Annotated in this window: 4 protein-coding genes; 1 reads left to right on the top strand and 3 read right to left on the bottom strand. The window is 70.4% G+C overall.

Annotated elements, in window-relative coordinates; translation table 11 throughout:
• The 3 genes from O3Q52_RS34865 to O3Q52_RS34855 form a co-directional block, all read right to left on the bottom strand.
• Positions 1-6524 (bottom strand): non-ribosomal peptide synthetase (locus tag O3Q52_RS34865; RefSeq protein WP_269652643.1); only part of this gene is annotated, 6524 nt, incomplete at its 3' end.
• Complete coding sequence (locus O3Q52_RS34860) at positions 6521-10474, bottom strand: amino acid adenylation domain-containing protein (RefSeq protein ID WP_269652642.1); 3954 nt, start codon at positions 10472-10474, stop codon at positions 6521-6523. The genes O3Q52_RS34865 and O3Q52_RS34860, both read right to left, overlap by 4 nt.
• Positions 10475-11138: 664 nt before the next feature.
• On the bottom strand, positions 11139-12344 hold the full coding sequence (locus tag O3Q52_RS34855; protein ID WP_269652641.1) for a glycosyltransferase: 1206 nt from the start codon (positions 12342-12344) through the stop codon (positions 11139-11141).
• A 347-nt stretch (positions 12345-12691) separates the two neighbouring features.
• Here O3Q52_RS34855 and O3Q52_RS34850 point away from each other — a divergent pair, with 347 nt between their 5' ends.
• Complete coding sequence (locus O3Q52_RS34850) at positions 12692-13396, top strand: NTP transferase domain-containing protein (RefSeq protein WP_269652640.1); 705 nt, start codon at positions 12692-12694, stop codon at positions 13394-13396.
• The last annotated feature ends 149 nt before the right edge of the window (positions 13397-13545 follow it).

Below are 13545 nucleotides of genomic sequence, written 5' to 3'. Positions count from 1 at the left end.
GCCACCGCGCGCAGCCAGCGCCCGGCCGCAGCGGCGTCCGTCACGGGTGCCGCGGCCCGCAAACGGCGGGCGACCCGCCCGGCCTGGAGGTGACGCAGGACGAACTCGTAACGCTCAGGGTGGAGTTGGATGTAGTCGGCGATCCGCGCGGCGTCGGCGGTGAGGGCGTCCGCGGTGGCGGCCGACAGCACCAGGCACGCGGGTATCTCGCCGGTCGCCACCGGTCCGGGCGCGGTGTCCTGCTCCACGATGACGTGGGCGTTGGTGCCGCCGATCCCGAAACTGCTGACCGCGGCCACCCGTTCGCGTCCCCCGGGCCAGGGCGTGGCCTCGGACGGGACGTAGAAGGGAGTGGGATCGGGGCCGATCTCGGGGTTGAAGGCACGGAAGTTGAGGTTGGGCGGGAGCGTCCCGTGGTGCACGGAGAGGACCGCGCGTATGAGGCCCACCAAACCGGCGGCCGCGCCCATGTGGCCGAGTTGGCTCTTGACGGAGCTCAGAGCACAGCGGCCGGACTCGCTCACGTCGAACGCCTGCCGGAGCGCTCCCACTTCGATCGGGTCGCCCAGCCGGGTGCCGGTGCCGTGTGCCTCCACATAGCCGAGGTCGGCGCCCACGCGTCCGGCGCGGGACAGGGCGGTGCGGATCACCTCCCGCTGTCCGGCGAGGGACGGCGCGGTGTAACTCATCTTCGCCGCACCGTCGTTGTTGATCGCGGAGCCTGTGACGAGTGCGTAGACGGTGTCGCCGTCGTGCCGTGCCCGCCGCAGCGTCTTGAGGACCACGACGCCGACGCCGCTCGCGCCGACCGTGCCGGTGGCGTCGTCGCTGAAGGGCCGGCAGTCGCCGTCCGCGGAGAAGATGTGCTGCGGGCGGTAGTGGTAGCCGCCGGTCAGCCCGGGGTCGATGAGTACTCCTGCGGCGAGCATCACGTCGGCCTCGCCCTGCCGGAGCAGACCGGCGGCGAGGTGCACGGCGACCAGAGAGCTGGAGCAGGCCGTCTGGGCGCTGAAGACGGGGCCGGTCAGCCCGAGGTGGTACGCCACCTTGGTGGCCAGGAAGTCCTTCTCGTGGTGGAGGGCGAGCTGGAAGCCGTCCGGCAGCCGGTCGGGGTCCGCCTCGCGCAGCAGGGACTGGAAGTAGGTGTTCTCCCCGGCGCCGGCCACCAGGCCCACCCGGGTGGCCGAGGTGTCCGCCACTCCGGCGTGCGCAAGGGCCTGTACGCCGGCCATCAGCAGGTGACGCTGTTGGGGGTCCATCAGACGTGCTTCTTGGGGGCTGATGCCGAAGTGGCCCGGGTCGAAGTCGAGCATGCCGTCGAGCGTGCTGTGCGCGCCGACGACTCCTTCCGGCGCGTCGATACGGCGGATTCCGGTGCCGCCGGAAACCACCAGATTCCAGAAGGCGGCCAGGTCCGGGGCGCCGGGCACGCGTACCGCCATGCCGACGACCGCGATCGGCTCGCCGGGTTCGGGGGTCTCGTCGTGCTCCGCGGCCGAGGGGGTGAGCGGTCGCGGAGCGGTGAGGTGGCGGGCCAGGGAGCGGACGGTGACGTGCTCGAACAGATCCGCGACGCTGAAGCGCAGACCGAGTGCCGTGGTGCAGCGCAGGTGGAAGCGCATCAGGGCGAGACTGGAGGCACCCGCCTCGAAGAAGGTCTGGTCCGGCGCGATCACCGACCCGGTGACTTCCTCGAAGGCGGCGGTGAGGCGCTCCTCCTCGGCCGACAGGCCCGTGCGGGTGAGCGCGGAACGACGTATCTCTTCACCCGGTGCCCGGATGGCCGACTGCCGGTCCAGCTTGCCGCTGGGGGTGCGGGGGAGTCTCTCCAGCCTGCGGAAGCGGTCCACGCGTGCGTAGGAGGGGAGAAGGGCGGACAGATGCGCGGTCAGCTCGTCGGCGGACGGCGTCTCGCCACGGATCTCCAGTCCGGCCGTCAGCCGGTCTCCGTCACGCGTGACGACGGCGTTGACCACCGCCGGATGGCGCAGCAGGGCCGCCTCGACGGAGCCGAGTTCGAGCCGGTGCCCGCTCAGTTTGATCTGCTGGTCGTCGCGGCCCGCGTAGTGCAGCAGGCCCTCGCGGTCGAAGAACGCCCGGTCACCGCTGCGGTAGAACAGGCCCGCGCCCGGGAGTTCGACGAAGCGGGTGTCGTCCGGTGCGGGTTCGTCGAGGTAGCAGCGGGTGGTCATGCTGCCGCCGATCAGCAGCTCGCCGGTGCGCCCGGCCGGGACCGGGTCGCCCTGGGCGTCCACCACCCGCAGGTCGGCGCCGGCCACCGGGCGTCCGATGGCGGGCCGCTCGGGCCACTGCCCAGGATCTCCCTCCAGGCACAGGGCGCTCACCACATGGGTCTCGGTCGGCCCGTAGTGGTTGAACAGACGCGCGCCGGGGAGTCCGGCGAACCAGCGCCGGATGCTGTCCGTGCACACCAACTGCTCCCCCGCGGTGACCACTTCGCGCAGCCGGGAGGGATACCTGTTCAGGCGGACGGCGTACTCGGCGAGCAGGTGCAGGGCCACATAGGGCATGAAGATCCGCTCGGCGCCCGCGGAGTCCAGCCGGTCCAGGAGCGCGGGCACGTCCTGACGCCACTCGGGACGAATGAGGTGGAGGGTGCCGCCCGTGCACAGGGTCCCGAAGATCTCCTGGAAGGACACGTCGAACGCCAGCATCGAGAACTGCTGGGTGGCCGCGGGGGCGGGCAGGCCGCCGGGACCGGTCTGCCACCTGATCAGGTCGCACAGGGTGCGGTCGTGGATCTGCACGCCCTTGGGGACGCCGGTGGAGCCGGAGGTGAACAGGGTGTACAGGGGGCGGGCGCCGTGGTGTGTCGGCACGTCGTCCGGGCGTCGGCCGTAGGGCTGTCCGTCGTACGGCTCGCTCGTGCTGTCGCTCTTCGGGGGTGGTACGACGAGGTGGCGCAGCACACCGTCCGGGAGCAGCGTGTCGAGTGTCGTCGAGCTGTCCTGCGTGGCCAGGACGCACAGCGGGTCGATCTGTTCCAGGACGCGGCGCAGCACGTCGGCCGGGTAGGAGGGGTCGAGGGGTACGGCGGTGACGTTCAGCCGTGCCAGCGCCAGCAGTGCCACCACGTGCTCGACGGACGGATCCAGGTACAGGGCCGCCCGGCAGGGGCTGCCGTCGGCCGGGATCGGGTAGCGGTCGGCCAGTTCCGTGGCGAGTGCCACGGCCCGGGTGTCGAGGGCCGCGTAGCTCAGGGTGACGCCGTCGGCCGTGACGACGTCCGCGGCGTCCGGAGCGCGGGCGACCTGCCGGCCGAAGCCCTCGGCGATCGTGGTGAAGCCGGGTTCCGGGGCGGGTCCGCGCCCGTGCTCCGGAAGGGAGCGCCGGTACGGCAGGACCAGCTCCCGGGCGGTGGAGCGGCCACCGGCCGCGAGCGCGTCCACGCCCCGCCGCAGCAGCTCCGCCATCGCCTCGACGTCCTCGCCGGTGAACCGGTCCTCGGCGTACTCCCACAGCACGTCGAGTCCGTCCGCGTGCTCGACGACGGAGACCGTCATCGGGCACTTGGCCTCCGGCGCCGCCCACCACAGGGGGCGCTGGGCGCAGCCGGGCAGCCGCAGCGCACCGAAGTCGGTGTTCTCCAGGACGAACAGAAAGTCGAACGGCGTGCTGTCGCCGACGCCCTCCCAGCCGGTCAGGACGTCCGTGAGTGCCACGTCCTGGTATCCCAGTACCCGCCCTGTGTCGGTCCCGGTGCGGGCGAGGTGCGAGCGCAGGTCCTCACCGGGCGCGACGGTCAGGGGCAGCAGCACGGTGTTCGCCATCATGCCCGTGCTGTTCTCGAACTCGCGCACCGGGCGGCCCGCGACCGGGGCGGCCACGCGCGGGCGGACCAGGCCGGTCACGCCGTACAGACACCAGGAGAACACGCTGAGCAGGACCTGGAACCGGGTCAGTCCGAACTCGGCGCACAGCTGGTCCACTTGGGACCGCCGAACGACGTCGAGCGACGTGTGCAGCAGGTGCGCCCGCGGTGCCGGACCCGCGTCCTGGGCGGGCAGCGGATCCAGCGGCTCCAGGGGCTCCTCCAAACCCCGGTAGAACGCGAGGAGTTCATCGCGCTGCGTCTGGTAGGCCGGGCTCGCGAACCGGTCGCTCTGCCAGACGGCGAAGTCCAGCGGCGTCGGAGCGGGTTCCTCGGTCGGGCCGCTTTCGGCGTAGGCGGCCGACAGGTCGTGCAGCAGGATGCTCAACGACCAGCCGTCCACGGCGATGTGGTGCAGGTGGAGCAAGAGCGTGCCGCCGTCGTCACGCGGCAGCCAGCAGGCCCGGAGCATGCGGGGGACGGCGAGGTCGAAGGGCTCGGCGAAGAAGGTGTCGGCGAAGGTCTGCGCTTCTTCCTCGTCCCAGGCGTGCCGGGGGCCCGGTTCGCGCCAGGGGTCGTACGGCTCGCCGACGGTCTGCTCCAGGCCGTCCGGCCCGAGTCCGAAGCCCGTCCGGAGCGCCTCGTGGCGTGTCACCAGGCCGCGCAATGCTCGCCGGAGGCCGGCGGTGTCGACGGGTCCGTCCACGCGGAAGGCCTGGTTGACGGAGTAGGCCCGGGAGCCGGGGGTGCGGCGCTGCAGCAGCCACAGCCGCTGCTGTTCGCTGGTGGCGGGCGCCGAGCGGGTACCGGAGACCACCGGGGCCGGCAAGGCACTCGCATCGCCGGGACGGACCGTGGCGACCGTCCGGGCGACGGCGGCCAGGTCGCCGTGCAGGACGGCCGCCTGGGACAGCTCGCGGCCCCATCGCTGTCGTACGGCGAAGCAGAACCGGAGCGCCTTCAACGAGTCACCGCCGCTGGCGATCCACCGGTCGCCGAGCCCGAGGCCGGTGGTGCCGAGTATCTCCTCGGCCAGTTCGACGACCCGGCGCTCCGTCTCCGTCATGGCCGGTCCCTCGGTGCCGGGGGAGGCGGGCCGCCAGGGCCGGTCGGCCTGCCGCAGCAGGGCTGCCTCGTCGATCTTGCCGTTGGCGTTGAGCGGCAGTTCGGCCACGAGATGGATCTGGTGGGGGCGCATGTAGGCGGGCAGGTGGGCCGTCAGATGGCTGTCGAACTCCTCGTAGGACAGTTCCTGACGGAGGACGACGAACGCCAGCAGTTCGTTGGGCCCCTCCTGGCCCGCGCGGCGTGTGCACACGTGAGCCCGTTGGACCGCCGGGTGGGTGAGAACGCGCCGTTCCACCTCGCCGGGCTCGATCCTGAAGCCACGGACCTTGACCTGGCGGTCGGTTCGGCCGACGTACTCCACCAAGCCCTCGTCATCCACCCGTACGAGGTCACCGGTGCGGTAGTACCGTTCCGCACCGCCGTCCAGCCATGCCAGCCGCACGAAGCGCCGCTCGGTCTCCTCGGGGAGGTTGCGGTATCCGGCGGCGAGCCCGGCTCCGCTCAGCAGGAGTTCGGCGACCTCACCGGGTGCGGCGACCCGCTCCTGGCCCGGCACGACCAGGACGGCACCGGTCTGCGGCAAGGGGCGGCCGATCGGCACCACGGCCCCGTCGAAGTCCCGGGGGATCGGATGGCACAGGGCGAAGGTGCTGGCCTCCGTCGGTCCGTAGACGTTGAGCAGCCGGGTGCCGCTGCCGGGGTTGTCGCGGTACCAGCGGCGTATCGTCCGGGCGTCGAGCTGCTCACCGCCCACCAGCACCTCGCCGGCCGCGGCGAAGCAGTCGGGTACGGCCGTGACCACCGCGTTGAACAGCGCGGCGGTGACGAAGAGGGTGTCCACCCTCTCGTGCCGCAGCACCGCGGCGAGCCGCTCGGGAGTCCGTACGTCCCCGTCGCTCAGGATGACGCAGCTGCCACCGGTGAGCAGGGGCACCCAGACTTCGAAACTCAGCGCGTCGAACGCCGGATTGGCCAGGCAGGCATAGCGCAGACCGGGCTCGGTGCGGATGTAGCCGGGCTGTGCCAGTCTCCGGATCCCGGAGTCACGGACCTCGACTCCCTTGGGCTGTCCCGTCGTTCCGGAGGTGTAGAACAGGAAGGACACCTCGCCGGGGGCAGACGGTGCCTCCACGGCGGCGACGGCGGTCACGGCAGCTGCGGCGTCCGGGAGTTCGGGCAGAAGGGTGTCCGCGGCGAGCGCCTTCACGGGCTGCGGGAGCCCGGTGACGCTCTCGGGCGTCTCGTGCACATGGTCGTGCACCAGGGCGACCGCGGCGGAGTCCCGGAGGATGAAGTGACGGCGTTCCGCGGGGCTCTGTGTGTCGAGGGGCACGACCTGCGCCCCCAGCCGCAGAATGCCCAGCATCACGCAGACCAGCCGCCACGACCGCGGCAGTGCCACCGCCACGGCCTGCCCCGCGGTGACGCCCAGGCGCTCCAGCTCCTGGGCTACGGCGGCGGCCGCCACATTCAACGTCGCGTAGTCGAGGCCGACTTCGCCGTCGACGACGGCTAAGGCGTGTGGTGTGCGAAGAGCCCGGCGGTGAATCTCAAGGGCTATCCCGGCCGGGGCGCCCACGTCTTCGGTCACGTCGGTGGGGGATGCTTCGACGTGCGGTTTCATCGTGCCTCCGACGTGCCGGAAGGTGTGGTGCGCTCCGTCTCGCCCTGGCCGGGGTCGGAGGTCAGCCGGTGCAGTTCGGCGGTGGGGACGGCGGCGACGCGGGGCAGTTCGTCGCTCTCCAGCATGTCCCAGTGGCCGCAGGCGACCGGCTCGACAACGAACTCGCCGCCGACGCGATGCCGCCAGAACGCGCGTAGACGAGCGGCAGCGGTTTCGGCGTCCGCTTCCTCGTCCTCCACGGCCGTCGCCTGCATCAGCACGACACGGGCGGGCGATCGGGGTACGGCGTAGTCGCGCCCCGTCTCGCGGTGGTGGTTGTAGACGTTCAGGTACCGGGCCACCTGGTCGTCGTCGATACCCGGGTACATGCCGTTGAAGCGCACCAGCTTCTCCCGGAACTCCGCCATGCCGACCGGCGCGATCGCGGCGCGCTGCTCGTCGTCCTGGGCGCCGTGGGTGTCGAGGAGGACCACGCTCACCTTCTCGTGTCCGGCCGTCACCAGGCGGCGGCCCATCTCGTACGCGATGAGGCCGCCGTAGGAGAGCCCGCACAGCACCAGTGCCTCGTCGGTGCGGGGAGCGACGAGCCGCAGGTACTCCTCGGCCATAGCCTCGACACCGGGCAGGGTGGATTCGCCGGGATCGATGCCGGGCGCCTGGAGCCCCACCACGCCGATGTCGTCGGCCAGTTCGGCGGACAGGGGGAGGTAGCAGAACGCGGTGCCGCCGGCGGGATGCACACACACCACGCGCTGCCGGCCGCCGCCCGCACGGAACTCGACCAGGTTGCCGGGTTCCGCGGACCGCGCGGTGTCGCCCCCGTGGCCGCGCACCCGCTCGGCGAGCGCCTCGATGGTGGGGTGCAGCATGACGTCCCGGACGGGCAGGGCGACGCCGAGTTCCTCCTGGACGGCGGACGCCATCTTGATCGCCGATATCGAAGTGCCGCCCAGCTCGAAGAAGTTGTCGCCGATTCCGATGTCCGGGTGCAGCAGCACCCCGCGCCAGACCCGGTACAGCGCCATCTCCACATGGTCGCGGGGCGCGGCCGTGTTGACCTGCCCGGCGCGGGTTCCCGCCGCGGCGCGCAGCACCTCGGTCCGGTCCACCTTGCCGCTGCGGTTCAACGGCAGTCGCGGGAACTCGGCCACCACGGAGGGGATCATGTAGTCAGGCAGCCGGTCCTTGAGGGCCGCACGCCACTCGTACGGCAGCCGCGTGGCCCCGGCGTCACAACCCACGCCGGCGACCAGGCGGGGGCCGCCGGGGGCGTCCCGGTCGGCCAGGACCACGGCCTCCCGCACCCCGGGGACCGCCAGCAGTGCCGCCTCGACCTCGCCGGGTTCGATACGGAATCCGCGCAGCTTGAGCTGGTCGTCGCGGCGGCCGACGTACTCGGCGTTGCCGTCCGGCAGCCAGCGCGCCAAGTCGCCGGTGCGGTAGAGGCGTTCACCGGGGACGAACGGGTCCGGCACGAAGAGTTCGTCGGTGAGGTCGGGGCGGTTCAGATATCCACGGGCCAGACTCGCTCCGCCGAGGTAGACCTCTCCGGGGACTCCCACGGGTACCGGACGCATGCGGTCGTCGAGCAGGTACAGGCGGGTGCCGCGCAGCGGCCGCCCGATGGGACACGACCGCTCGTAGGGCTGTGGGTCGGTGTAGGCGGTGGCGTAGAGCGTGGCCTCGGTCGGGCCGTAGCCGAAGCAGATGCGCAGGCCGGGCAGCAGTTCGCGCATGCGGTGCAGGGTGCTCTCCGGCAGGGATTCCACTCCGGTCAGGAGCTGACGCAGGCTCGATCCGGCCAGGCGTGCGGCCGGATCCTCGCCGATCCACAGGACGTAGGACGGAGGCAGGAACGCCTGGGTGACCTTGCGTTCGCGCATCCAGTCCAGCAACGCCCGTGGATCTCCGCGGAGTTCGTCGGGAACCAGGTGGAGCACGGCGCCGGTGGTCAACGGGACGAGGAGTTCGTGCACCGACGCGTCGAAGCCGATGCTCGACCAGGCGGAGGACGCCTCGCCGGGGGCGTCCCCCATGAGGTCGCGCCAGTGGTCGAAGAGATTGACGACACTGGCGTGCGTCACCGCCACGCCCTTGGGGCGGCCGGTCGACCCCGAGGTGTAGATGACGTACGCGAGCCGGGTCCGGTCCATGTCGATGACCGGTGCCTCGTCGTGCGACCCCTCCGCCTCCACCGTCGCCAGGTGCTCCCACAGCCGTCCGCGGTCGTCCGCGGTGTCCTTCTCGTCGGTCAGTACGAGGACCGGTGCGGCGTCGCTCACCATGGCGCCGAGCCTCTCCAAGGGCTGGCCGGGGTCGAGGGGGAGGTAGGCGGCTCCGGACTTGAGGATCCCGAGGACGCCGATGACGAGTTCGGTCGTACGTCCGGCGTGCAGGCCCACCACCCGGTCGGGACCGGCGCCGCGGGCGATCAGCGTATGGGCGAGACGGTTGGCCCGGCGGTCGAGTGTCGCGTAGTCCAGCTCCGCGTCGTCGGCCACCACCGCACACTGTCCGGGGCGTTCGCGGACCTGCGCGGCGAAGCGCTCCAGTACGTCCGCCGACGCCGGGTCGGCCACGGGGGGCCCTGTGCTGAAGTCGGCGAGGAGCGCACGCTGCTCGTCCTCGTCGAGCAGGGTCAGATCGGCGATCTCGGCATCGGGCCGCTCGGTCATCAGGCGCAGTACGCGCAGGAATTGACGTGTGTACCGTTCGATCGTCGCCCGGTCGAAGAGGGCCACCGCGTAGTCGATCTCGCCGGTGAGGTGCCGCCCCTCGTCGGCCAGGGCCAGGACCATGTCGAACTTCGCGGGTACGTGGGCGGCGTCCTCCCGCAACTCGACCTGAAGGCCCGGGAGTTCGAGCTCCTTCCGCATGGAGGGGACCCAGCCGAACCCGGTCTGGAACAGGGCTGTGTAGGAGGGGCTCCGCGGTGGGTTGACCAGTTCGACGACTCGTTCGAAGGGGAGATCGACGTGCTTGAGGGCGTCACGGATCCGCTGGTTCACCCGCTTCAGGACGTCCTTGACGCTGGGTGAGCCGGAGAGGTCCGCGCGCAGGGCGAGGGTGTTGACGAAGAGGCCGATCAGGCCCTCGACGTCGCCGCGCCGGCGGTTCGAGGTGGGGGCGCCGACAACGATGTCGTCCTGCCCGGAGAGCAGGGACAGCAGCACGGACCAGCCGGTGAGGACGGTCGCGTAGAGGGAGACATCGTTGTCTGCGGCCAGCGCGCGCAGGGCTCGCGTCAGATCCTCGTCGACGGTCACGGGCAACCGGTCGCCGTGGAAGTCCTGCTCGGGCGGGCGGGGCCGGTCGGTGGGGAGGGAGATCACGGCCGGGGTGCCGGCCAGTGCGGTGGTCCAGTAGTCGGCGTGCGGGGCGGGCTCGTCTCCCGACATCCACTCCCACTGCCAGCGCGTGTAGTCCCCGTACTGCCAGGTGAGTTCGGGCAGCGGGACGTCCTGCCCCTGCTGAAGCGCGGAGTACATCACGCCCAGCTCTTTCAGCAGCAGGGAGCGGGACCAGCCGTCGAAGATGATGTGATGCGCCATCAGGATCAGTACGTGATGGTGCGGTTGGAGCGCTATCAGGCAGCCACGCACCATGGGCTCCTTGCCCAGCCGGAACGGGGTGCCCTCCACCTCCGACCGTATGCGCGCGAATCGTTCGGCCCCGTCCGGCAGTCCCGTCAGATCCTCGAAGGTCACCGGGAACCCCGTGTCCGGCGGATCGACGACTTGCAGAGCCGAACCCTCGAAGGGGACCAGCCGGGTGCGCAGGGCCTCGTGCCGGGCCGCGAGCAGATGCAGCGCCTTGATGAGCAGGTCCCGGTCCAGCGGACCCCGGATATCGAAGGGCATCGGCTCGTTGTAGGCGGCGCTGGCGTCTCCGTCCATGCGCGCCATGACCCACAGACGTTCCTGCGCCAGTGACAAAGGCGCGGGTTCCATCTCTTCGCCGGAATGATTACTGACTGCGATTCGGGGTAAAAACACGGGTTACCCTTCACGAGAAGAGAACGCGGCGAAAATCGAGTAAAGCGCAATCTGAAAGCAATACCTGAAGGACTAGGGCCTTCGGCCGGACCTCGGCTGGAGACGAGCGGCTATCTGGCCTGGTCAAAGCCGTCGTTGTGCTGCCGTCCGGGCAGCGCGGCGTGCGGGAGAAGCTCTATAGAGTTGAGCGAGGTACCTGCAGAGTGGCGATTGCGGACGATTCTGTTTATTTGGCCACCCGCAGGGTGGCCAATTTCCGTTGATGCTAAATGCGCTTCGATTGAGTGGTCAACCGTGACCAATGCCACACCCATTCAGTGATGGAATACTGTTTGCGCTCGGAATGCGACATTAACGGGCTTGCCGGAAGATAGCGGACCACGCGGGGTCAATGGTTCACTTCGGTCGTTCCCCGCTCTCCCCCTGTCGGGGACGGCGTATCCGGAGGCAGAGGCCATGAGCCCGATCGCCAGCAACCGAGGGTGCGGTGTCAGCCGCAGCACGATCAACCACGGCGCCACGCACCTCACTTGCCGAAGCCCCGGACGGGTTCACCCCGGCCAGGGCCCCTGCGCTCAGACCGGCCCGAGCGCTCCCGAGTACTACGGGCCGACGTCGTTCACCGGGACGCGTCGACCAACCGGCGTGCGGCCACTTCCGGTCCGTCGGTGCGGAGCCGGCTGCTCAGGGACTTCGCACGCGCCCGGGTCTCGGGTGACAGAGCGGTCTTGAGCGCGATGCCCAGAGATTCGACGGTCGTGGTAGGAGCGTCGAGGGCCGCACCGAGGTCCAATGCCGCCACCTGGCCTGCCCAGTAGGGGTTGTCCGACAGCTGGAGAGGTATCACCACTTGGGGCGTGCCCGCACGGGCCGCCGTCAGCGTCGTACCCGCGCCGCCGTGGTGGACCACGGCGGCCACCTTGCCGAACAGGTTCTGATGGTTGGCCTCGCCGATGGCGAAGCAGTCGTCCCCGTCGTCGACGAGATTCAGGTCCGCCCACCCGCGGGACACGAGCACGCGGTGCCCCTGTGCGCGGATCGCCTCGACGGCCATGCCTCCGACGCCTTCGGCCGGGGACATACTGCCGAAGCCGACGTAGACCGGTGGGGTGCCCGCGTCCAGGAACCTTGCCAGGTCCGCCGGGAGGGGCCGTTCGTCCGCGAGGGTCCACGCGCCTGTCTGTGCGACGTCGAGCCCGGAGGTCTCCCGCCACGGGCCCAGGACCGGGTCCGCGGCCAACCACGGACGGTCGGTGAGGATGTGATCGCGCACGTTGTCCACCGGCGGCAGACCGAGTGCTGCCCGGTGGCTGTTGAGTGCCTCGCCGAACTGCGCGTCGACGTTCTGGGCGTCCAACTCCCACAGTGTCCGGTTGTCGGCGACCTCGGGCTCCGGCCAGCCCGGCCGCGGTGGTGGCGCGTGGTGCGGCGACGGCAGGTGGACCGCCGCATAACTCACGTACACGTAGGAGATACCCGCGGCCTCGGCCACGGATCGCGCGGCGACCTGCCCCAGACCTGCCGCCACCACCACGTCACATCCGTCGAACGCCGCAGGGAAGGCGTCGAACTGTGTCTCGACCAACTCGTTCCTGTAGCGGGCCAGGTCCTCTGCCGAGGGCAGGGTGTTCCCGCGCATCAACTCCCTTACCGGCGGCCCGACCGGCATCAGCCGCACTCCGATACCTGCGAGCCGCTCGGCGAACTCCTCGTCCGGCGGGGCGCACATCCGCACCTCCGCGCCGAGCGCCCGCAGCCGCACCGCGAGTGCCACCAGCGGTTCGACGTCGCCACGTGTCCCGTATGTAGACAACAGCACCCGCATTCAGCGTCCTCTTTCGTCGGGTCGTCCATGCGCTTCTGTCGTTTCCGCCCAGGCTCGGGGTGGTGGCCGACGGCGGCGATACGTTGGTCGTCGGGAATGACCGGCAGCAGTGTAGGTCGCGTGTCGGCCAGGGCGGGGAGGGGCGCCGCGCATCATCGCGCTTGGTCGCGTCGGCCAACTCGGCTGTCTCGCAGCAGAGTTAGGCCTTCGGGAGTTACTGGAGCACCCATCTCGGTGGCTATGGTGCGCGTGAGGCCGGAGGTTCGGCGTCGGCCCGCTCTGGGCAGTCTGTGTTTGGCGAGGTGTGCAAGATCCCCCATCGTTCACAAAACCGGGAGTGCTACGCGATGCAGAGTCCGTCCACGCCCGTACCTGATGTCTCGGTGATCCTGCCCTGCGCCGGATACGGAACACGTTTCGGGGCGCCTTACCCGAAGGAGTTGCACTGTCTGGCTCCTGGGGTCACCGTGCTGGACCGCAGCCTGGAAGCCGTCGTCGAACTCGCCAAGAGCGGACTCAAGGTGCGCCTGGTCGTCGTGTTCGGAACACACAAACTGGACACCGTGAGTTATCTCCTTCGCTATGCCGACACCTTCCAGATGGTCTTCGTCCACCAGGACGAGTCGTTCGGGCCTGGTCTCGACGGGGCGATCCGGTCCGCCCTGCCGATGACCCAGGGGCCGGTTGCCCTCGTCCTGCCCGACATCGTTGTCTCGGGGGCGGACACGCCTGGCAAGCTCCTTGACGCCTTACGGCAGGTGGAGGTGGCGGGCTGGAGCGTAGTGGCTGCCGAGGAGCGGGATCACGACACGCTCCGGCAGATGGGCGCGTTGGCCGTGGCTGAGGCGGAAGGCGTTCTGACCGTGGGGGCGGCCACCGACAAGCCGACGGATCCCTCGGGCTTCAACGCGTTCTGGGGCATGGTGGCCGTCACCGAGAGCGAGGCGCACAAGCTGCCCGACGTCGTGGCTGCAGGAACGACCAACCCGTTGGCCGGTGCGGTCGCTCTCATGGTTGAGGGGATCGTCAACTACAACACCCCCGCGGGCTGACTTCTCGCACGCAGACGCATTCACTTCTGTCGGCGATCTGTCGACGCCGCATTCGGCTCGTGGACCGCTCCGAGCGGATGTGTTGGCCCGTCAGGTGCTACGGCGAGGTGGGCAGGTGCGGGGAGCGGAGCACGAGCAGGGTGATCTCG

It is taken from the genome of Streptomyces sp. ActVer (genome assembly GCF_027270795.1).
GTDB classification, from domain to species: Bacteria; Actinomycetota; Actinomycetes; order Streptomycetales; family Streptomycetaceae; genus Streptomyces; species Streptomyces umbrinus_A.
This window is presented reverse-complemented; position numbering and strand designations above follow the sequence as displayed.

Bases quoted from the DNA above. Each gene is read 5' to 3' on its own strand.
- O3Q52_RS34860 (WP_269652642.1), bottom strand. From the start codon at position 10,474: ATGGAACCCGCGCCTTTGTCACTGGCGCAGGAACGTCTGTGGGTCATG.
- O3Q52_RS34850 (WP_269652640.1), top strand. From the start codon at position 12,692: ATGCAGAGTCCGTCCACGCCCGTACCTGATGTCTCGGTGATCCTGCCC.
- O3Q52_RS34855 (WP_269652641.1), bottom strand. From the start codon at position 12,344: ATGCGGGTGCTGTTGTCTACATACGGGACACGTGGCGACGTCGAACCG.